This window comes from Listeria monocytogenes, assembly GCF_013282665.1.
GTDB lineage: Bacteria > Bacillota > Bacilli > Lactobacillales > Listeriaceae > Listeria > Listeria monocytogenes_C.
The window spans coordinates 2,606,134-2,627,300 of sequence record NZ_CP054041.1; the positions used below are offsets into that span (position 1 = coordinate 2,606,134).

The window sequence follows — 21,167 nt, forward strand, 5'->3', positions numbered from 1 at the left end:
TCCCGATTTATGGCAACTTAATTTGTTGCTTATTTACAGAGGTTTTGTACAGAATAATCGTTCTGCCAATGACTTGAACGATTTCCGCGCCTGAACGAGCACTAATTTTTTCTGCAACGGTTTGTTTATCTTCTTCGCAATTTTGTAGAATCGAGATTTTAATTAATTCTCTCGCTTCTAGTGCTTCTTTTACGTGGATAATTAAGTTTGGTGATACGCTTCCTTTTCCTACTTGGAAAATTGGTTGGATAGTATGCGCTTCTTTTCTTAAAAAACGTTTTTGTGTAGCTGTTAACATTAGTTTCCTCCTAATTGTTCGAGTACTGCTTCTTTCATCAGTGATCGCTCTGGTTTTATCCCAGTCCATATTTCAAAGGCTAGTGCCCCTTGATTAACAAACATTGGTAAGCCATTTTGGGTAATAGCTCCATTTTTCTTTGCTTCTTTCAAAAAGGCTGTTTCAGCTGGATTATAAATAATGTCAGAACAAATCGTTCCTTTTTTTACATTAGCCAGCGAAATCGGACTTTTGTTTTTGGAAGCTTCTAAACCGATAGATGTTGTTTGAATGATAATCGTAAAATCAGCCAGTTGTTTTTCTGCTTCTTCTAATGTGATGGCGTGATGGTTATTATTATCTTTTGTCATTTCTATCGCTTTTTCCGTTGTACGATTGGCAACGGTTATTTTAGCATCGGTGTGAGTTGAGAGTGCTAGGTAAATCGCCTTACTTGCACCACCTGCACCGGTAATTAAAATAGAATCATCTTCTGTGATGGAGCGGATTTCTTCTAATCCTTCTAAGTAGCCTTTGCCATCTGTATTAAATCCGTACCATTTGCCCTCTTTTTTTAGCACAGTATTCACTGCGCCAGAAGCTGCTGCAAGATCCTCTAGTTCATCTAAAAATGGTAAAATACGCTCTTTAAATGGTGTTGTAATATTAAAGCCACGTACTCCAGAATCCATTAGTTTTTTGATTTCTATTTCAAAAGCGTCTTCTTCTATTAAAACAGAGTTATACTCCGCATTCATTCCAAGTTCTTGAAAAATCCGATTTTGCATAGCTGGTGATAACGAGTGACGAATAGGATTTCCGATAACAACATATTTTTCCAAATGACAGGCCTCCTTAGTTTTAAACGAGTGATGTCCGGATAGTTGCGCTCACGCCTTCAGGAACCCACGCAGTAACTTTCGCGCCGCCTTCTGGAATTGTCACCCAGCCAAGTCCGGAAAAGACAATATCCGCTTTTTCTTTAATTGTGAAAGAATACGGAACTAGTTTAGGCAGTGTTTCCATTCCTTCTTCTGTAGGCGGTTGAAGCACTATTCCTGCTTGTTTTTCGTATAATGCATCTGCTTTTTCTAATTTTGTCCGGTGAATTGGTAAATTATTAGATACATAAACTACTAATGATTTGCGACCACCTGAAACATAATCTAAGCGAGCAAGCGCCCCTAAAAATAGTGTTTGTTCTTCGTTTAATTGGAAAACAGCTGGTTTTACTTCTTTTTTAGGTGTAATAGCTTTTAACGTTGTTGTATCGATGAAATGCGCCATTTGGTGATGGTTAATAATTCCTGGTGTGTCAACAAGCACATTGCCGTCTGCTAGTGGGATTTCAATTTTATCAAGCGTTGTTCCTGGGAATTGAGATGTTGTAATGACGTTGTTTTCCCCGGATGCTTGTTTAATAATACGGTTGATCAGCGTTGATTTACCAACGTTTGTACAACCGACAACATAGACATCTTGTCCATTTCGCAATTCTTCAATTTTCTCTAAAAGCGTATCAAAACCGTGACCCTTCTCCGCGCTAACTAATACGACATCTGTCGCCGCCAAGCCTTGCTCTTTGGCACGAGTTCTCATCCAACGCGTCAACTTATCACGTTTTAATGATTTTGGTAACACATCTTCTTTGTTCCCGACAAGTAACACCGGATTACTTCCTGCAAAACGAGGAAGTCCAGGCAACCAACTACCATCGAAATCAAAAATATCTACTACATAAACAATTAAGGCTTGTTTCGAACTAATTTGATTTAAAATACGTAAAAAATCATCGTCAGTTAGTGCAACATCTTGAATTTCATTGTAATGCTTTAGACGAAAACATCTTTTACAAATAACTTGCTCATTGTTCAGGGATGATTTTGGTGCATAGCCAATTTTATCAGGGTCTTCTGTTTGAATAATCGCGCCACAACCAATACATCTAATTTCTTCTGTCAAAGTGATTCCTCCCACTTAATTTGGTTTTTCTTTGCTAATCGTTTTAAAATAACGCTTTCCATCATTCGATTTAATTTTGTTGCCATACCATCTGTTTGTTTGACAGGGCGCACAAAAATAGTGGTTAATTTTTGACGGTTTCCACCGAATATATCTGTCATAATTTGATCGCCAATCATCACAGTTTCTTCTGGTGTTGCATCCATTTCTTTTAATGCCCAGCGAAAATTAGCGCCTAAGGGTTTTTTTGCCCGCGCTAAATAAGGAACATCGATTGCTTTTGCCACACGAGCAACTCGTTCTTCGTTATTGTTAGAAAAAATCATAACTTTGATTCCTTCTTCTTTCAATATAGTAAACCAGTTGATAACTTCATCCGTTGCATCTAGTTGATCCCATGCAAGCAGCGTATTATCAAGATCAGTCAAAATAGTCGTCTTTCCCATTTTGCGAAGTTGTGCTGCTGTTATTCCAAATGGAGTATTCAACATTTTATCTGGTGAGAATTGCTTTAACACGTATTGGCACCTCATTCTTTTATTTAGTACAGTCTATTCTATCATACATTCAATTAGACTAATAATCTATAAATTTTACCATCTTTCTGCTTATTTTACAAAAAAACCTTAGAAAAATGCTATAATATGAAAGGAAACGTTATTTTTAAGGAGGTAAACAAATGTCAAAAGATTATGCATTAACATGGGATTTAGAAAATATATATGCTGGCGGTAGCGGCTCTGAAGAATTACAACAAACGCTTCAAGAGGTAAAAGCTGATTTAGACAGCTTTGTTGTAAATGTTTCGGAGTGGGATGTTCCTGAAAATGTGGAAGCCTCTGCTGAATTTTTACTTCTCGTTAATCAAAATGCAGATATATCTAAAATTTTACTCACAGCTGGATCATTTTTAGAATGTCTTGCTTCCGCTGATATCAATGACTCGCGTGCAAATGAGCTTTCGGCGTTAATTTATCAATACGTTGCAACTCTAGCTACGGCTGAAGATGAATGGCATGACAAATTCGCGCAAGTTTCTGACCGTGTTTGGGATGAATTAATGGAACAAAATGGTTTATCGCAAATTAGCTTTATTTTAAGTGAAGCTCGTACGAACCGTCGTAAAAAAGGAAGTAAAGAGCAAGAAGCAGCCATTAATTCTTTAGCGGTCGATGGTTATCGCGGTTGGTCTGATCATTATGATACTATTGTTGGCAAACTTCGCATGCACGTTACTATTGACGGAGAAGAAAAAGATGTTTCTGCTGGTCAAGCGCTAAACTTATTAAATCACCCTGATCGCGCAGTTCGTCAAGCAGTTTTCAAAGAATATACACGTGTATGGCAAAGTGAAGCTCGTTTATTTAGTGATACGTTAAATCATTTATCAGGATTCCGTTTAGCTACATATGATATTCGTAAATGGGATAATATTCTAGATGAACCTCTTGCAATTAATCGTTTAGATGAACAAACATTAAAATCCATGTGGAATGTCATCCAAACGAACAAACCTACATTTGTTCGATTCTTAGATAGAAAAGCGAAATTACTTGGCCTTGAAAAATTAAGTTTTTATGATGTAGAAGCTCCTCTTGTCTTTTCAAGTGAACCTAAGAAATATTCGTATCAAGAAGGCGCCGAATTTATTATTGAGCAATTTAACAAATTCAGTCCGAAAATGGCAAACTTTGCGCAATCGGCTTTTGAAAAAGGTTGGATTGAAGCGGAAGACCGTGATAATAAACGTCCTGGTGGCTTTTGTACCGACTTTCCTGTCGAAAAAGAAAGCCGAATTTTCATGACGTATGATGGAGCTCCTGGAACAGTAGCTACTCTTGCTCACGAACTTGGGCACGCATTCCATTCACACGTGATTCGCGATGAACCATTTGAAAATACTGACTATGCGATGAACGTGGCAGAAACTGCTTCTACTTTCGCCGAAATGATTATTGCAGATGCTTCTGTGAAAGATGCAAAAACAAAAGAAGAAAAAATCACGTTGTTGGAAGATAAAATTGGTCGTAGTATCGCCTTCTTTATGAATATTCATGCTCGCTTTATTTTTGAATGTAACTTCTATGAAGCACGTAAACAAGGTGTCGTTTCGGTTGATAGACTTAACGCTCTAATGGAAGAAGCGCAACGAGAAGCTTATTTGGATGCCTTAGATGAATATCATCCACAATTCTGGGCTTCTAAACTACATTTCTACATTGCGGATGTACCATTTTATAACTTCCCGTATACTTTCGGTTACTTGTTCTCGCTTGGTATTTACCATAAAGCTCAAGCAGAAGGTGCTAGTTACGAAGATAAATACATTGCACTGCTACAAGACACTGGTTCGATGACAACGGAACAACTAGCAGAAAAACATCTGGGCGTTGACTTGCGTAAAGCTGACTTCTGGGAAGAAGCAGTTGCTCTTGCTGCCAAAGATGTAGAAGATTTCCTTACTTTAACAGAAGAATACGTCAAATAAAAAAATGCCTGGAGCTTCAAAACTCCAGGCATTTTTTTAAATTGTTTTTAATAATTCGATGATACATGTTGCGGATTGTTTCGCTGCTAGGTGAATGAATTCATCAAATGAAATAGTCGCTTCTTGGTTCGCTAAGTCTGAAATAGCACGAATAATTAAGAAAGGAATATCAAATTGATAAGCAACTTGTGCAATTGCCGCAGCTTCCATCTCCACTGCTTTCACATCTGGGAAAAAAGTACGGATTGTTTCGTGCTGATCTGGACGCATAATAAATGAATCATTCGTAACAACGAGTCCATAAACTGCTTTATTTTCACTTGCAGCAAAATATTCACGGTAAATTGTCTCTGCTTTTTTAAGAAGTACCGCATCTCCTTGATAAAAAGCTGGCATTCTAGGGACTTGACCGTAAGTGTAACCAAATTCCGTTACATCTACATCGCCATAAGCTAATCGGTCAGAAATAATAACATCGCCAACAGCTAAACCTTCCGCCATACCTCCAGCTGAACCAGTGTTAATAATTACTTCTGGTTTAAACCGGTCCGCCATAAGTGTTGTTCCAAGTGCGGCATTTACTTTACCAATACCTGACTCTAAAAGCACTACTTCTTTACCTGCAATTTCGCCAACAAAAAATTTAGCACCACCAATTACAATTTCTTCTACGCTTGGCATGCTATTTTTTAAAAGTTCTACTTCTTCTTCCATTGCTCCAATAATACCAATTGTCATTATGTAACCTCCAAAAAAGCACAGTCGTTAACAGCTAACTTCTGTGCTTTTATCTTTTGTCATTTGTTTTAAGCTCTTCCACTTTAGTTGGTTGCCATCCTTCACCATCCACCCAAGTAATATACACACGGTATGCTTTGTCTGGGTTTTCTTTAGTAGAAAGTGTACCAATTGCTTGTGTCGCAGGATCAGCGCCTTGCTCTACAAACCAAAGTGATGTATTTGAGATTGGAATATCTGTTGCTGCAGAAAAAGCTTTACGTTTTTCTTGCCAATCTACACTTGTAGAACTGTACGAATTCACATGATCACCAGTTTGTTCTGTACCGATAGGTTTCCAGTCTTTGGTAATAACTTTCGCTACATTGGGATCATCACTTTCGGTTGTTTCGGTTGTTTTATCATCTGAAGAATCTTTTTCTTTCTCGGATGATTTAGTTGTTTTAGCGGCATCTTCTTTTTTCTCCGTGGAAGATGCCGTTTTGTTATCTTGTTGGGCAGGATCACTCTCTGTTTTAAACAGCACAAAATACAAACTACCAATGATAAGTAAACTTACCACGATAATTAAAACGTTTAAAACTAGATTAGTCTTTTTTCGTTTTGTATTTTGCTGGGAGCGAGATCCTTCCACCAAGTTTTGTTTAATTCGACGGTTATTTGATTGTCGTTTGTCTGCCATTTGCATTCACCACCTTATAAGTAACCGCTGTATAAAAACATCCGATAATATTAAGATGCAGTGATTTTTTCGATTTTAACGCTCATGTCACCAGCCGGTGTTTGGATAGTTACTTCTTCCCCTTCTTTATGCCCAAGTAAACCTTTTGCAATTGGAGAATCATTGGAAATTTTCCCTTCAAATGGGTCTGCTTCAGCGCTACCTACGATGGTATAAGTTTCTTCTTCACCGTCTGGTAGTTCAATGAAAGTAACGGTGTTTCCTAGTGTTACTAAACCATTATGCGCTTCTGCTGCATCAATGATTTGTGCATTACGAATCATATTTTCAATAGTAGTGATACGACCTTCAACAAAAGCTTGTTCGTCTTTTGCGGAATCATACTCGGAGTTTTCCGATAAGTCACCAAAACTACGGGCAATTTTAATCCGTTCTACTACTTCTTTACGTTTTACTGTCTTTAATTCTTGTAATTCATTTTCTAATTTTGCTTTCCCATCTAGGGTCATTGGAAATACTTTTTCTGTCGCCAATCGATTTCGCTCCTTTTTGTTTGTTCATTATTGTATAGAAAAGCACGGAGATATCGCTCCGCACCTTCATCAAAAATATTACTACTCGTCAGAAAGATTAACATGCCACGCTAGAAATAGCAAGCAATTGTCTCTCTTTTTACTAGGAAAATTTTACCTTAATTTTCTCTATTTGACAAGTGATACCTGTTGTTTATACATGTTTTTGCAAGATGGATTCAATTTTTGTTGTCATTAAGTCGATTGCAACGTGATTCTCTCCGCCTTCTGGAATAATAATATCGGCAAATTTTTTCGTTGGTTCGATGAATTCATTGTGCATTGGTTTAACGACAGAAAGATATTGCTCGATAACGGAATCCATTGTCCGACCACGTTCTTTCATATCACGTAAAAGTCTGCGAATAAAACGAATATCATCATCCGTATCCACATATACTTTAATATCCATCAAATCCCTAAGGCGTTTATCTTCTAAAATTAAAATTCCTTCTAAAATAATAACTTCTCTAGGTTCTTGGATTTCTACTTCTTTTTTTCGCGTATATTTGGCATAATCATAAATCGGCTTTTCTATAGTTTCATAGCGACGCAGTGCGGCAATATGTGAAATGAGTAAATCCGTATCAAAAGCAAGTGGATGATCATAATTTACTTTTAATCTATCTTCAAAACTAATATTGGCTTGATCGTGATAATAGACATCTTGAGCAATCATCAAAATCGAGTGCCCACTAAAATGATCACAAATGGCTTTCGTTACGCTAGTTTTACCAGAACCTGAACCGCCAGTTACGCCGACTACGATTGGTTTTTTTGTCATGATACGCCTCCAGTTTTCTTTCTTTTGGAAATAGATAGGCCGTCCCCTAGCGGAATGGTCGTTGTTTCAAAATCAGGATGCGTCACTAAAAAATCGTTAAAATGGCGCATTTTCCTCGCAACTCGTAATTTACGTTGTTTTTCTGGTGTCATATCTAGTGCTAACCCTTTAAAAAGAACATTATCACTATAAATAACGCCATTATCAGCTAAAGAATCGGTATAAATATGGAAAAACTTCTCATATTGTGCTTTGGCTGCATCGATAAATATTGCGTCAAATGGACCGTGAGCCAAAATTTCTTCAGCTCCTTCAATCGCATCTGTTAGTAAAACTTTCACTCTGTCACTAGCTCCGTAACGCTGAATATTATGTATTGCCTGCTCATATCTTTCTTCATCGCGCTCAACCGTGATAATCTCTGCATCAGGGAGTTTATCTGCCATTTTTAAAGCGGAGTAACCAATGGCCGTCCCAAGCTCCAATATGCGCTTTGGTTTTTGAATATCTAAAATCTGTAATAAGCAGTACAAAGAATCTGGTTCCATAATTGGTACTTCATTTTCCTTCGCATACGCCTCTAACTGTTCAAAAAAAGGACTGCTCTTAGGAATGTTTTTTAATAAATAATCATGAATAATATCATTCACTGGTAGGATCCCCTATCTTAACAAACAAAGCACCTGCCAAAAGCATGCTAAACATGCTTCTGACAAGTGGTTGTTTTAATTATTTTTCGTAATATGCTCTTCTTTTAGTTTATTGTGCTCTTCTAAAGTTTTAGAGAAGTATACTTTACCAGTTTTTGTATTTGCTAAGAAGTATAGGTAATCACTTTTTTCTGGGTAAAGTGTCGCTTCCATCGAAGAATCTCCACTATTTGAAATTGGTCCTGGTGGCAATCCATTGTTTTTGTATGTGTTGTAAGGTGAATCGACTTCTAAATCTTTGTAAGTCGTCTTGCTTTTGTGTTCACCAAGCGCATAAAGAACAGTTGGATCAGTCTGCAAGCGCATATCTTTTGCTAAACGATTATAAAATACACTGGCAATCATTTTACGATCGACGTTTTCAGTTGCTTCTTTTTCGATAATGGAAGACATCGTTAAGAATTTGTGTACGGACATTTTTTGTTTTGCTAGTTCATCACGGTACTTGGCAATGTTTACATCTGTTGCTTTGACCATCTCTGTAATAATTTGTTCTGCAGATACATCTGTTCCTTTGAACGTGTACGTAGCTGGGTATAAATAACCTTCTAATGGATGTTTAATAGATTTGTTTAATACATCGTTTGTTACTGTCTCTGGATATGCTTTAATCATGGAAGCAACAAATTCAGGATCGTCCATTGTTTTAAGTACATCTGCTTTCTTTAGTTTTGGTTGATAAGCCACAATTCTATCAGCAATTTGGTCTAACGTGTAACCTTCTGGAATGACCAGTTTGGCAGGTGCTACCGTTTTTCCTTCTTGCATTTTTTTGACGATTTGATCCGTGTTCATTGCCGGACTGAATTCATAGTTCCCTGCTTTTAAATTCGTATCATTATTATATTTTACATAAAACGAGAAAATAGAAGCATTATTAATGACGTTTTTATCTTCTAGAATAGTAGAAATGTCTGAAATACTAGAGCCTGCTGGGATTTCTACGGTGATTTTCTCTTTACTTGCTTCATCTTTTGGTTCTAGTTGCGATTTTACATAATAATAACCTGAAAAAGTTGCAATCACTAAAATTAAAATAATAACAGAAATAATAATTGTAATTTTCTTACCTTTTGTATTCTTCATTTTAGACCTCATTTCATTGAAAACAATTCTAATCCATTATACCGATTATCATAAAAAAATGCTATTCAATACGGAAAATTTTCTTAAAAAGTGACGTTTTTATGTTTTTTCGGTATAATAAATAGCGTGATTTAACGAACAAGACAGAATCAGTCAAAGACTTGCTTCTGCCAATTAATTAAATATTGAAGGAGTCTTTTGGATGTTACATACATTAATACAAAGTTTGCAAGATTTCACGATGTGGTTAGTAGACTCACTTGGACACTGGGGTATTTTCCTCGGAATGTTGATTGAAAGTGTTTGTATACCACTACCAAGTGAAGTTATTATGCTATTCGGTGGATTTATGGCGGAAGCTGGGAAACTGAACTTCTGGCTTGTTGTCTTTGCTGGTATTTCAGGTAATCTGGTAGGTTCACTGATTGCTTACTACATTGGTAAATTCGGAGGCAGAGCACTTGTTTTAAAATTCGGGAAATATATTTTCTTAAATGTCAAACACTTAGATAAAGCAGAACTTTGGTTTGGTCGTTACGGAGCACGGGCTGTGTTCTTCGGGCGCGTATTACCGGTTATTCGAACGTTTATTTCATTACCAGCCGGTATTGCGAAAATGAATGTATGGAAATTTATTATCTATACGATATTAGGTTGTATTCCGTGGAATATTTTTCTGACATGGCTTGGTTATTCATTAGGTTCCAATTGGAGCGTTGTGGAAAAATATACGCGACCAATTAGCTATTTAATGTTAGCTTTAGTTATTGCCATCGTTGTCTACCTTGCTTATAAAATATGGAATAAACGTGCTAGAAACGCAAAATAAAAAGCATGTCTTGACAGTTGTTGTCAGGACACGCTTTTTTAATTTTTATTCTTCGTCTTCGTCAGCTAGGAATGTTGCTAACATTTCTTCAATTCTATCCCACTCTTCATCTGTTTCCACTGGTTGAAGGTGTCCTTGATTGCCATTTTCATCTTGAGTGTAGCTTGATGCAAGAATTTCGATTTCTTCGTCTTCCCCTTTGCCAGCTGGGAAATATAAAACGTAAGATTTATCAAAATGCTCTGAATCAAAGCTCATTAGAATTTCAAAAGCCTCTTCTTTTCCTTCTTCGTTTGTAATCCAAATAATATTTTCTTCTTCATGATTATGGTTATGTTCTTCTGCCATTAAATTCACCTCAAATTAATTAGTAGTGTCCAAATAGGACTGTAAAATCATTACTGCAGCTAACTTATCAATTACTTCTTTTCGTTTTTTACGCGAAACATCTGCTTCAATCAAAGTTCTTTCAGCGGCAGAAGTGGTCAAACGTTCATCCCAAAGTACAACGGGCAAACCGATTCTCGCCTCAAGTACTTCAGCATATATTTTAGAACTTTCAGCACGAGGCCCTATGGTGTTATTCATATTCTTAGGAAGTCCAACCACGACTTTTTCCACTTCGTATTCGAGCACAAGCTCTTTTACGCGGTCATAGCCGAATTGTTTTCTATTCTCGTCAATCTGAATTGTTTCCACACCTTGCGCGGTCCAACCAAGTGGATCACTTATCGCTACACCGACTGTTTTCGAGCCGACATCTAAACCCATTATTCTCATTTCTCACCAATTTCGTTATTTTTCAGATACGCTTTGACAAGTTCCTCGATAATTTCATCTCGTTCTAAACGACGTATCATACTTCTAGCATCCTTGTGACGAGGAATATAAGCAGGATCGCCTGAAAGTAAATAGCCAACGATTTGATTTACGGGATTATAGCCTTTTTCTTCAAGAGCAACGTAGACTTGTTTCATTAATTTTTTTACATCTTCTTCAATTGAATCATCGCCGAAGTTGTAAAACATTGTTTGATCTTTTGAATCCATAATCGAAGCACCTCATTCCTTCATGTATCTCTTTTCATTTTACACTATGTGAACAGAAATAACAAAGAAAAATGAGGCGCTCTGATGAAATTTATGCTTGTTGTTCTTTTACCCACGTGGAAACGTAATCAAGAGCAGCTCCTAATTCTGCTGGATTTTTACCACCAGCTTGCGCCATATCCGGACGTCCGCCACCGTTACCGCCGCATCTTGTTGCTACTTCTTTCAGTAGTTTACCAGCGTGGTAACCTGCTTTGATTGCTTCTTCGGAAACGGCAGATATTAGGTTTACTTTATCTCCTTGGACAGCGCCTAAAACTAGGATGCCGCCAATTTTTTTATCTTTCCAGTTATCCACAAATTGACGTAATTGGTTCATATCTTTTGCGTTTACTTGTTTCGCAATTACTTTTACGCCACCGATTTCTTCTGGAGATTCAAAAATATCTGCGCTTGCTGCACTCGCTAATTTACTTAATAATGATTCATTCTCGCGTTTCACTTCGCGTAAGTCAGCTTGTAATTGTTCTACTTTTTGCGGTGTTTCTTTGGTTGTTGTTTTTAGTAAATTCGCTGCATGTTTTAATGTGTTTTCTTGTTCTGTTACAAAGCGATATGCTTCTTTTCCAGTGACAGCTTCAATACGTCTAGTTCCTGCTCCAATACCTGTTTCAGATACGATTTTGAAAAGACCGATATCTGCTGTATTTCGAACATGAACCCCGCCACATAGTTCAATGCTATATTTACCTACTTGTACAACTCGTACAATATCGCCATATTTTTCGCCGAATAGTGCCATAGCGCCAAGTTCTTTTGCTTCTGCTATTGGCATTTCTTCAATCACAACATTGATTTGTTCCCAGATTTTTTCATTGACGATTTCTTCCATTTTTGTTAATTCTTCTTCTGTAATTTGACCAAAATGAGAGAAGTCAAAGCGCAAACGATCTGGTGAAACAAGAGAGCCGGCTTGGTTAACATGTTCGCCTAAGGTATCTTTCAATGCGCGGTGTAAAAGGTGTGTTGCTGTATGGTTTTTGATTGTTTCGCGACGTTTTACCTTATCGACAGCAAGTTTCACTGTGTCGCCTGTTTTTAATACGCCTTCTTTGACAGAAACACGGTGTAAATTTTGTTTATTTGGCGCTTTTTGTACATCTTCTACATAAGCAAGACCTGTTTCAGTCTCAATCGTTCCTTTGTCAGCAACTTGTCCGCCGCTTTCTGCATAAAATGGTGTTTCTTTGAAGATGACTTGCGCTTCACTTCCAGCTGCAACTTCCTCCACAAGCGTGTCATCTTGGATTAAATACAAGATTTCTGAAACGTGCTCTGTTGCATTGTAGCCAACAAACGCACTTTTTTCTGTTAAATTAGCAAGTAGTTCGCCTTGGACTTGCATCGATTTTACGTCAGCACGAGCCGAACGAGCACGGTCACGTTGTTCTTTCATTTCAGCCTCAAAGCCAGCGTGATCCACTTTTAAACCGTGGTCTTCTGCATATTCTTCCGTCAATTCCACTGGGAAACCAAATGTATCATACAATTTGAAAATGTCTGCACCTTTAATAATTTGTTCATTCGTTTCTTTTGCAGTTTTTAGGATTGTTTCCAAAATTGCTAGACCTTCGTTTAATGTTTCGTGGAAGCGTTCTTCTTCCGTGCGAATCACTTTTTGGATAAAGTCTGTCTGGTTTTCTACTTCTGGGTAGAAACTATTCATGATTTTCCCAACTACTGGTACTAATTTGTACATGAAAGGTTCGTTGATTGTTAGGACTTTTGCATAACGAACAGCACGGCGAAGTAAACGACGTAAAATATATCCGCGTCCTTCGTTGGATGGTAAAGCGCCGTCGCCGATTGCAAATGCTACCGTACGAATATGGTCAGCAATTACTTTAAATGCCACATCATTTTCTTGAGAATGGCCATATTTCACGCCAGCGATTTGTTCCACTTCGCGAATAATTGGCATGAATAAATCTGTTTCAAAGTTAGTTGGTGCATCTTGGATGATAGAAACCATCCGTTCAAGCCCCATCCCTGTATCAATGTTTTGTTTTGGAAGCGGTGTGTAAGTTCCATCTGGATTGTGGTTAAACTGTGAAAATACTAAGTTCCAAATTTCTAAATAACGCTCATTTTCTCCGCCTGGATACAATTCTGGATCACTTGCATCGTCACCAAAAGCAGGTCCACGGTCATAGAAAATTTCGCTATCAGGGCCACTTGGTCCAATACCAATATCCCAGAAATTGTCTTCAATTTCGACGATATGATCATCACTTAAACCAATTTTTTCGCGCCATAACGTTTTCGCTTCTTCATCTTCTGGATACACAGTCACATACAATTTATCTGGATCAAAACCAATCCATTTAGGACTTGTTAAGAATTCCCAAGCAAAAACAATCGCCCCTTCTTTAAAATAATCACCGATAGAAAAGTTTCCTAACATTTCAAAGAATGTATGATGGCGCGCTGTTTTACCAACGTTTTCAATGTCATTTGTACGGATTGATTTTTGAGCGTTCGCCATTCTTGGATTATCCGGAATAACGGAACCGTCAAAGTATTTTTTCATGGTTGCTACACCACTGTTAATCCAAAGAATTGTGGGATCATTATTTGGCACAAGTGGTGCACTAGGTTCGATAGTATGCCCTTTTTCTTTAAAGAAATCTAAAAATAACTGTCTTACTTCAGCGCTTGATAATTGTTTCATTTTTTATTTCCTCCTTTTGGTTTTTACAACAAAAAAAGCCTATATGATTGCTCACAGGGACGATTTCAGTAAAATCGCGGTACCACCCTGTTTGCAATGATATAGACTTTGTATCATTACCTCTTCCGTTATCTGTTAACGTGGATAAGACGGATCATCTAATGGGAGAGCAATTTTGGTGCAAGCGTGGTTTTCCTTCCAGCCATGGGAAAACTCTCTAATCACGTGGAAACCAAAATCATATTCCTATCATGTATCAATTTCTATTCAACAATAAACTAAATTATAAAGAACGGATGGCTAAATGTCAACTGTTTATTCGACTATTCGTTGATTGCTTCTTTTCAACAAAGCTTCCGTTTTTTAGTGTTAGTTTCACATCGGATACTTTTGCGATCTCGGGGTCATGCGTTACCATGATGACGCATTTACCTTCTTTATGCGCTAAATCTTGGAATAAAGTAACTACTTCTTTACTAGTACGTTCATCCAAATTTCCGGTCGGTTCATCTGCTACAATTAATTCTGTTTCACAGCAGAGAGCCCGCGCTATCGAAACCCGTTGTTGTTGTCCACCGCTTAACGTCAATACTTTTTGTCGTGCCATGTCTTCTGTAATACCTACTTTTTCCAACATACTCAGTGCAAAGGCTTTTTTGTCTGGTTGATTGACATGGGTAATTTCCATTGCCGTTGTGACATTTTGTAGTGCGGTCATATAGGTCAGCAGATTATAACTTTGGAAAACAATGGATACATATTTATTTCTAAACTGTTGTAAGCCAATGCTTTTAAGTGAGCTGCCCTTATAGAAAATATCCCCTTCTTTTTGTGTATCAAGTCCTCCTGCAAGGGATAAGAAGGTTGTTTTTCCTGAGCCAGAACTGCCGACTACTGTATAAAAAACACCCGCTTCAAAATCATAATTGATGTCACTTAAAATCGATTCTTCTTTCGTTTTATACCAATAAGAAATATTTTCAAATGTTAATACTTTGGTCATATCGTCACCTACTCCTGTTTAGTCAGAATTGTTTTTGGATTCATACGAAGAACGAGTGCCGCTGGTAAAAGAACTGAGATAAAGGCAATTCCGATACCAATTCCGCCCATTTTCAGCATATCTTCTAATGTTACTTGAATATCTAGCTCTTTGATTTGTTCGGTGTTTTTCGTCAAGTTACTCACGCTCTGACCAAATCCACCCGGACCGCCGCCTTGTCCACTACCACCTGGACCACGGTTTTCTGTCGTCGTTGTTGTTTCAGTAGTAGATGAATTTTGTTGCGCCAATAATTGATTTCCCGCTAATTGTGCTACATAATGACTACTTGCAGCGGCTAGGCCAAAGGAAACAAGTGCCACAATCAAAATTTCCACAAAGAATTGCGCAATCAATTTACCGCGTTTTTCACCAATTGCCAAAAGTACACCCATTTCATATTTGCGGTCGCGCACTTGCATCATCACGAGTAGACCTAAGATGAGCGCTCCGGCAATACTCACAATATAAACCACATTTTTAGAGAAAGATGCGACGCTATTAATTGGTCCAATCATTTGTTGGTAAAGTGTGTCATTAGCATCTAATTTAAATGTATCCCAATCAATGCTGTCGACTTTTTTTGCTTCTTTTTCAAAAGCAGAAATGTTAGCAGCGTCATCCATCGTATAAACAGCCGAGTCTACTGTATTTTTATAATCCGAGCCTTTAATTGTATTGGCTACTGTGTAAGGAACATATACTTTGTTGTAAGGATTTAGGAAGGAGAAGTTTTGTGCCATATCACTTCCAGAATCAGTTGTTTTATAAATTCCAACGATTTTTAACGTTACTTTTGTATTACCATCGCTAGAAGTAACTGTGAAAGAATCGCCCACTTTCCAATCATTTTCTTTAGCTAAATTTTCTTCTACCATGGCTACATTTTTGTCTTTGTCAGCGGAAGTAATTGCTACACCACTTGTTAGTTCGCTTGTTCCTGCTTCAAAATCAGTGCTTGTAGCAGAATCAAGTAAACCGCTAATGCTTAAATCGGCATCAACCATTTGCGGTCCACCTTGGCCGCCTCCTGGTCCTTGTGTTTCCGTTGTTGTAGATGATTCATCACTGGAAGAAGATGTATCACCAGAAGACTCAATTGGATCAAATCCGGATGCTAAAGCTTGTGTACTAGAATAGTAATTATAACTTGCTACATGATTTAATTTCGCTAATTCATTAGCATCACTAACATCTATCGGGCTGCTCTCAAATTTCGGCTTGGATTCAGTTGAACTGGTATCACTACTTGCAGCCTCGTCTCGCATTGCTTGCATTTGTTTTTCACGGTCAACAGTCAGTGTTACCGTTCCGCCAAGTTGTTCTCTTGCCAACTCGCTTGCCTTATCTGCGGCTGATTGAATGGTAAAGCCTGATAAAATAAGCACACAGACAACTGTGAATATAATTAATTGTAAAACAGATCTTCCTTTTCTCGCTTTCATGCTGAGCCATGCTCTCTTAAAAAAATTCATGTGTTTTCCTCCATTCGGTTTCTACTCCACTAAGATTACTGGGGAGTTATGAAGAAAGTATGAACAAACTATGATGCATATTTTAAACTTTCGCGAAAAAAATAATTTGGCTTGATTATTACGTCTAATTAGGCTAGTTTTAATGTAAGAGGAGTGAGTACAGAATATGAAATTACTTATGATAGAAGATAATGTAAGTGTTTGTGAAATGATAGAAATGTTCTTTATGAAAGAAGAAATTGATGCTACGTTCGTTCATGACGGCAAGCAGGGTTATGAAGCGTTTTTTAAAGATGAATATGATATTGCCATTATTGACTTAATGCTTCCTAATATGGACGGCATGACCATTTGCCGTAAAATTCGTGAAGTAAGCGATGTGCCAATTATCATTTTAACGGCTAAAGAGTCAGAATCCGATCAAGTACTTGGTCTCGAAATGGGCGCGGATGATTATGTAACTAAACCATTTAGCCCACTTACCTTAATGGCTCGAATTAAAGCAGTGACACGTCGAAAAAATAGCGCCTCTCCTGCAGAAAACAATGAAGATATTTTAGAAACAACTTATTTTAAAATTAGTAAACGAACACGCGAAATTTTTTATCAAGGGGAGCTCCTTGATGCTCTAACACCAAAAGAATTCGATTTACTCTATTTTTTAATGCAACATCCGCGACAAGTATTTTCAAGAGAGCAATTGTTAGAACAGGTTTGGGGCTATCAATTTTACGGAGATGAGCGCACAGTTGACGTTCATATCAAACGTTTACGACAAAAAATCGCCACCGAAACAAAGCCGTTTTTACACACTGTCTGGGGTGTCGGCTACAAATTTGATGAAACGGAATGAAGCGAATGAAATTTAAATATGCTTACCAACTGTTTTTTACGCAATTTGTCATTTTGCTCATTGCTTGTATTATGATTGGACTGCTTGTCTCCCACTCATTAAAAGATTATTTTTACCAAAGCCAAGTAGACGACTTAACAAGCTACGGGGAAACCATTTCTATGGATCTTCGTCACTCGCCGCAAGATGCAACTGCTCAAGTGTTAAACACGTATCAGCGTACTTTGGATGTTAAAAAAATTCATTATACAATCAAAAACGCAAACGACGAAACGATTTATCCTACACAAATGGACCAGCCTCTGCCTAAAGACTTTTCGATTTCTTCGGAAGATAAGAAAAAACTGGAAAGCGGCGAAACGGTTAGTAAGAAAATAGATAATCGATTCAATAGAGAAATGACTATTGTATATGTGCCAATTATGGATGGTGATAAATTTGTCGGTTCTATCGTGCTGAATTCACCTATTAGCGGGACCGAGCAAGTAATTGGTACTATTAATCGGTACATGTTCTATACTATTTTACTTTCCATAACAGTTGCACTTATTCTTAGTGCAATTTTGTCCAAACTACAAGTGAATCGAATCAACAAATTACGAGCAGCGACGAAAGATGTTATTCAAGGGAACTACAAAGCGCGACTAAAAGAAAATAACTTTGATGAAATTGGGGCGCTTGCGATTGATTTCAATAAGATGACACAAACGCTTGAAATATCGCAAGAAGAAATTGAAAGACAAGAAAAACGTCGCCGTCAGTTTATTGCGGATGTTTCTCATGAAATGCGCACCCCACTTACAACGATTAGCGGTCTTACAGAAGGACTGGTTAATGACATTATTCCTAAAAGTGAAACAGATCGTTGTATAGCACTCATTGATACAGAAGCGAGACGTTTAACCAAACTAGTCAACGAAAATTTAGATTATGAAAAAATTCGAAGCAACAAAATCAAACTTCACAAAACCCGGTTTAATGGGAAAGAATTCCTTGAGTTAATCAAAGAACAACTTGATTATGTAGCCAGTGAGAAAGGCAACATAATCACTGTTGCAGTAGATAAAGATATGGCGATTTATGCAGATTATGATCGCTTAACGCAAGTATTTATCAATATCGTCAAAAACAGTGTCCAATTTACAGAAAATGGACAGATTACTTTAACTGGCTCTCAAGATTATAAAGAATCTGTTTTAACGATTACTGATACCGGAATTGGTATGAATACAGAAGAATTAGAACAAATTTGGGAAAGGTTTTATAAAGCCGATATGTCTCGAACAAATACCGCTTTTGGCGAATCCGGCATTGGTTTATCCATTGTGAAGCAACTGATTGAATATCATGATGGAACTATTACTGTAACAAGTGAACCGAATAAAGGTACTTCTTTTACGATTCGCCTTCCTTTTTTTCAAGATAACGAACAATAAAAAGAACAACTTTCTATTTATTTAGAAAGTTGTTCTTTTTCATCCTGCCATAAATTGTTCTGGAGTAATTCCTTCCATTCCAATCATCGGATCTATTTCGGTAATATTGTCAGCAGTAAGAATTCGTTTATTCGTCATTTGTTCTAATAAGACATCTTCGCTCATTAAACGTTCAGAGAGAGTTGTATTACGCTTATTTTCATCAATTCGTTCTATCCCCATTCGAAAAGCTTCTTCTTCTCCGCAAAGAATAAGAAACTGTTTACTCCTCGTTACCCCGGTATAAAGTAAATCGCGGCGTAACATCCGGTAGTAACTGCGGACAATTGGCATAATCACAATCGGAAATTCACTTCCCTGCGCTTTATGAATCGAACAACAGTAAGCATGGGTCAATTGATTAAATTCTTGTCTATAGTAAGAAACCTCTGTTTGGTCAAATTGAACGACAATCAAATCTTGTTTTTCGGTATTTTCTTTTGCATAGATAATAGACACAATTTCACCAATGTCCCCATTAAACACATTCTTTTCCGGTTGGTTAATTAATTGTAGTACTTTATCATGCACGCGATATTTTATTTCGCCAAATTGAACTTCTTTCCGACGACCGGTATCATTTGGATTAAATATTTCTTGTAGTTTTTTATTTAAAATGTCAATCCCTGCTGGACCACGATACATCGGCGCTAAAACTTGGATGTCTTTTGCTCGAAAGCCTTTGTTTTTTGCATTTTTCACCACTTGTTCGACTACATCACCAATTTGGTTTACTGTACAGTGAAAAAAAGAGCGATCCGCGCTATTTTTGGTGAAATCAGCTGGCAACATGCCCTCTTTTATATAATGCGCCATTTCGATAATGGAAGAACCATCCTTTTGGCGATAAATATCTGAAAGCGCTACGGTTGGAATTTGTTCTGATTGAAGAATATCTTTGAGTACTTGACCTGGTCCGACTGACGGCAATTGATCTTGGTCACCAACGAGTACGACTTGCATATGTGCTGGTAAAGCACGGAATAATTGGTTAGCTAGCCAAATGTCAACCATCGACATCTCATCTACAATCAACAGTCGTCCATCAATCAGCCGCTCTGCATCATCATCCATTTGTTCCTGGCCGTTCATTCCAAGTAGACGGTGAATAGTCATCGCTGGAAGTCCGGTTGATTCTGACATTCGTTTAGCAGCGCGACCTGTTGGAGCGGCAAGAAGCACAGGAAACGTTGCTCCATCTTTATAGGCATGCGGGTCAAGACTCACACCATTTAGCTCCGCGTACAACTCTACTATCCCTTTAATGACCGTTGTTTTTCCTGTTCCGGGACCACCAGTAAGTACGAGCATCGGAGACATTAACGCTTTTTCCAAGGCTTGACGTTGCGAATCCCCGTAGTGAACGCCAATCCGTTCCTCTAATTCTCCGAGAGCTAGCAAAAATTCGGACTGCGGGAATTGCTCTTGGTATTCTGTTTGTTTAAGCATTCGCTTCACATGATAGGCAAAGCCGCTCTCTGAATAATAGAGTGATGGCATGTAAACACGTGTATTTTCCGTGATAATCTTTTGTTCTTCGGCTAATTTTTCTACTTGAGACATTAAAATATTTTGGTCAATACGAATGCCTTCGCTTTCTTCCAGTAAATAAGTTACTTCTCCAAGCAGAACCTCTTGCTCCATATATACATGACCTTGTTGCATACAAACCGAATCTAACATAAATAAAATCCCAGCACGCAGTCGTTCTGGATGATTCCCACCAAGACCTAGTTTCCGCCCAAGTTCATCAGCCCGCTGAAAACCAATTCCTTTTACGTCTTCAATTAATTTATAGGGGTTATTTTCTAATACTTCAATCGCATTTTGTTTATAAGCCTGAAAAATTTTCATGGATAATTGTGGACCAAAGCCATATTCGTTTAATCCGACCATCACGTGCTCCAACCCTTGATTTTCTCTAAGGGAAGCAAGCAGACTTTCTGCCGTGCCAGATGGCAACTTAGGTACTGTATTTAGCAAACTCGGATCGGATAGAATTTTTGTGATAGCATCGTCGCCAATCGTATCCACAATATTTTCAGCAGTAACTTTACCAATGCCTTTAAAAAGTTCACCGGATAGATAATTAATTAAGCCCGCGCGTGATTGTGGCATTTCTTTACGAAACCGGTCTGCTTTAAACTGTTGACCAAATTTAGCATGTTCCTGCATTTTTCCGTAGAAAGTGTACACTTCTTGCTCGTGAAGTGCTGGGAAAAAGCCGGTTACGATAATATCTTTTTCGTCCCAATCCGCATTGGTTTCTTTGACCAATATTCGTACTACAGAAAAGAGGTTTTCGGCATTATAAAAAATGGTGGACAGCATCGTGCCCTTCATGAAAAGTTCTTCTGGTGTATCGTTAAATAGAGCGAGTGATTCTTGTTCAGCCATCCTAAGCCGCCTCCTTT

21 protein-coding genes are annotated in these 21,167 nt (G+C 37.8%); 4 read left to right on the plus strand and 17 right to left on the minus strand.

What is annotated here, in order from left to right:
* Window positions 1-7 precede the first annotated feature (7 nt).
* From yhbY to HRK21_RS13155, 4 genes are read right to left on the minus strand one after another with little or no spacing between them, the layout of a single operon-like run.
* Window positions 8-298 carry a ribosome assembly RNA-binding protein YhbY gene (gene yhbY / locus HRK21_RS13140; RefSeq protein WP_070006690.1) on the minus strand — a complete coding sequence of 97 codons (291 nt, stop codon included), beginning with the start codon at window positions 296-298 and terminating at the stop codon, window positions 8-10.
* Window positions 298-1,119: a shikimate dehydrogenase gene (aroE, locus tag HRK21_RS13145; protein WP_070006691.1), complete on the minus strand. Its 822-nt coding sequence runs from the start codon at window positions 1,117-1,119 to the stop codon at window positions 298-300. Before aroE ends, yhbY begins: the two co-directional genes overlap by 1 nt.
* 19 nt (window positions 1,120-1,138) lie before the next feature.
* A complete protein-coding gene (gene yqeH / locus HRK21_RS13150; RefSeq protein ID WP_003738974.1) occupies window positions 1,139-2,239 on the minus strand; it encodes a ribosome biogenesis GTPase YqeH in 1,101 nt (366 codons plus the stop codon).
* Window positions 2,236-2,757 carry a YqeG family HAD IIIA-type phosphatase gene (locus HRK21_RS13155; RefSeq protein WP_003722000.1) on the minus strand — a complete coding sequence of 174 codons (522 nt, stop codon included), beginning with the start codon at window positions 2,755-2,757 and terminating at the stop codon, window positions 2,236-2,238. Before HRK21_RS13155 ends, yqeH begins: the two co-directional genes overlap by 4 nt.
* Window positions 2,758-2,918: 161 nt before the next feature.
* On the opposite strand from HRK21_RS13155, the gene HRK21_RS13160 reads away from it, so the two are divergent.
* Window positions 2,919-4,727 (plus strand): M3 family oligoendopeptidase, encoded by a 1,809-nt coding sequence (locus HRK21_RS13160; protein ID WP_070006692.1) that lies wholly within the window; start codon window positions 2,919-2,921, stop codon window positions 4,725-4,727.
* A gap of 36 nt (window positions 4,728-4,763) precedes the next feature.
* Here HRK21_RS13160 and HRK21_RS13165 read toward each other — a convergent pair whose 3' ends face one another.
* From HRK21_RS13165 to mltG, 6 genes are all read right to left on the minus strand, one after another.
* Window positions 4,764-5,465, minus strand: a complete 702-nt coding sequence (locus tag HRK21_RS13165; RefSeq protein ID WP_003738976.1) for a 5'-methylthioadenosine/adenosylhomocysteine nucleosidase — start codon at window positions 5,463-5,465, stop codon at window positions 4,764-4,766.
* A 49-nt stretch (window positions 5,466-5,514) separates the two neighbouring features.
* On the minus strand, window positions 5,515-6,147 hold the full coding sequence (locus HRK21_RS13170; protein ID WP_003738977.1) for a DUF1510 family protein: 633 nt from the start codon (window positions 6,145-6,147) through the stop codon (window positions 5,515-5,517).
* A 50-nt stretch (window positions 6,148-6,197) separates the two neighbouring features.
* Entirely contained in the window at window positions 6,198-6,680 is a 483-nt protein-coding gene (gene greA, locus HRK21_RS13175) for a transcription elongation factor GreA (protein ID WP_003722004.1), read from the minus strand.
* A gap of 193 nt (window positions 6,681-6,873) precedes the next feature.
* Complete coding sequence (udk, locus tag HRK21_RS13180; RefSeq protein WP_003725973.1) at window positions 6,874-7,503, minus strand: uridine kinase; 630 nt, start codon at window positions 7,501-7,503, stop codon at window positions 6,874-6,876.
* A complete protein-coding gene (locus HRK21_RS13185; protein ID WP_070006693.1) occupies window positions 7,500-8,153 on the minus strand; it encodes an O-methyltransferase in 654 nt (217 codons plus the stop codon). The genes udk and HRK21_RS13185 overlap by 4 nt, the downstream gene beginning before the upstream one ends.
* 75 nt (window positions 8,154-8,228) lie before the next feature.
* Complete coding sequence (gene mltG / locus HRK21_RS13190; RefSeq protein ID WP_070006694.1) at window positions 8,229-9,299, minus strand: endolytic transglycosylase MltG; 1,071 nt, start codon at window positions 9,297-9,299, stop codon at window positions 8,229-8,231.
* A gap of 202 nt (window positions 9,300-9,501) precedes the next feature.
* Between mltG and HRK21_RS13195 the strand changes: the two genes are divergently transcribed.
* Complete coding sequence (locus HRK21_RS13195) at window positions 9,502-10,128, plus strand: DedA family protein (protein ID WP_069888779.1); 627 nt, start codon at window positions 9,502-9,504, stop codon at window positions 10,126-10,128.
* Between the two features lie 45 nt (window positions 10,129-10,173).
* Here HRK21_RS13195 and HRK21_RS13200 read toward each other — a convergent pair whose 3' ends face one another.
* The 6 genes from HRK21_RS13200 to HRK21_RS13225 form a co-directional block, all read right to left on the minus strand.
* Complete coding sequence (locus HRK21_RS13200; RefSeq protein WP_003738982.1) at window positions 10,174-10,476, minus strand: DUF1292 domain-containing protein; 303 nt, start codon at window positions 10,474-10,476, stop codon at window positions 10,174-10,176.
* A gap of 15 nt (window positions 10,477-10,491) precedes the next feature.
* Window positions 10,492-10,908, minus strand: coding sequence for a Holliday junction resolvase RuvX (gene ruvX / locus HRK21_RS13205; protein WP_003730148.1), 417 nt, complete (start codon window positions 10,906-10,908; stop codon window positions 10,492-10,494).
* On the minus strand, window positions 10,905-11,177 hold the full coding sequence (gene reoM / locus HRK21_RS13210; RefSeq protein WP_003719797.1) for an IreB family regulatory phosphoprotein ReoM: 273 nt from the start codon (window positions 11,175-11,177) through the stop codon (window positions 10,905-10,907). The genes ruvX and reoM overlap by 4 nt, the downstream gene beginning before the upstream one ends.
* 91 nt (window positions 11,178-11,268) lie before the next feature.
* The gene (alaS, locus tag HRK21_RS13215; RefSeq protein WP_070006695.1) at window positions 11,269-13,908 is read right to left on the minus strand and encodes an alanine--tRNA ligase; all 2,640 of its coding nucleotides are present in this window, start codon (window positions 13,906-13,908) and stop codon (window positions 11,269-11,271) included.
* 307 nt (window positions 13,909-14,215) lie between these two features.
* The gene (locus HRK21_RS13220; protein ID WP_070006696.1) at window positions 14,216-14,911 is read right to left on the minus strand and encodes an ABC transporter ATP-binding protein; all 696 of its coding nucleotides are present in this window, start codon (window positions 14,909-14,911) and stop codon (window positions 14,216-14,218) included.
* Between the two features lie 8 nt (window positions 14,912-14,919).
* Window positions 14,920-16,425 carry an ABC transporter permease gene (locus HRK21_RS13225; protein WP_070006697.1) on the minus strand — a complete coding sequence of 502 codons (1,506 nt, stop codon included), beginning with the start codon at window positions 16,423-16,425 and terminating at the stop codon, window positions 14,920-14,922.
* 166 nt (window positions 16,426-16,591) lie between these two features.
* On the opposite strand from HRK21_RS13225, the gene pieR reads away from it, so the two are divergent.
* Together pieR and pieS are read left to right on the plus strand one after the other, a co-directional pair.
* Window positions 16,592-17,278 (plus strand): two component system response regulator PieR, encoded by a 687-nt coding sequence (gene pieR, locus HRK21_RS13230; RefSeq protein ID WP_003730152.1) that lies wholly within the window; start codon window positions 16,592-16,594, stop codon window positions 17,276-17,278.
* Window positions 17,275-18,714, plus strand: coding sequence for a two component system sensor histidine kinase PieS (gene pieS, locus HRK21_RS13235; RefSeq protein WP_077952763.1), 1,440 nt, complete (start codon window positions 17,275-17,277; stop codon window positions 18,712-18,714). Before pieR ends, pieS begins: the two co-directional genes overlap by 4 nt.
* Before the next feature lie 39 nt (window positions 18,715-18,753).
* On the opposite strand, the gene recD2 is transcribed toward pieS, so the two are convergent.
* Entirely contained in the window at window positions 18,754-21,150 is a 2,397-nt protein-coding gene (recD2, locus tag HRK21_RS13240; protein ID WP_070006698.1) for an SF1B family DNA helicase RecD2, read from the minus strand.
* Window positions 21,151-21,167 lie beyond the last annotated feature (17 nt).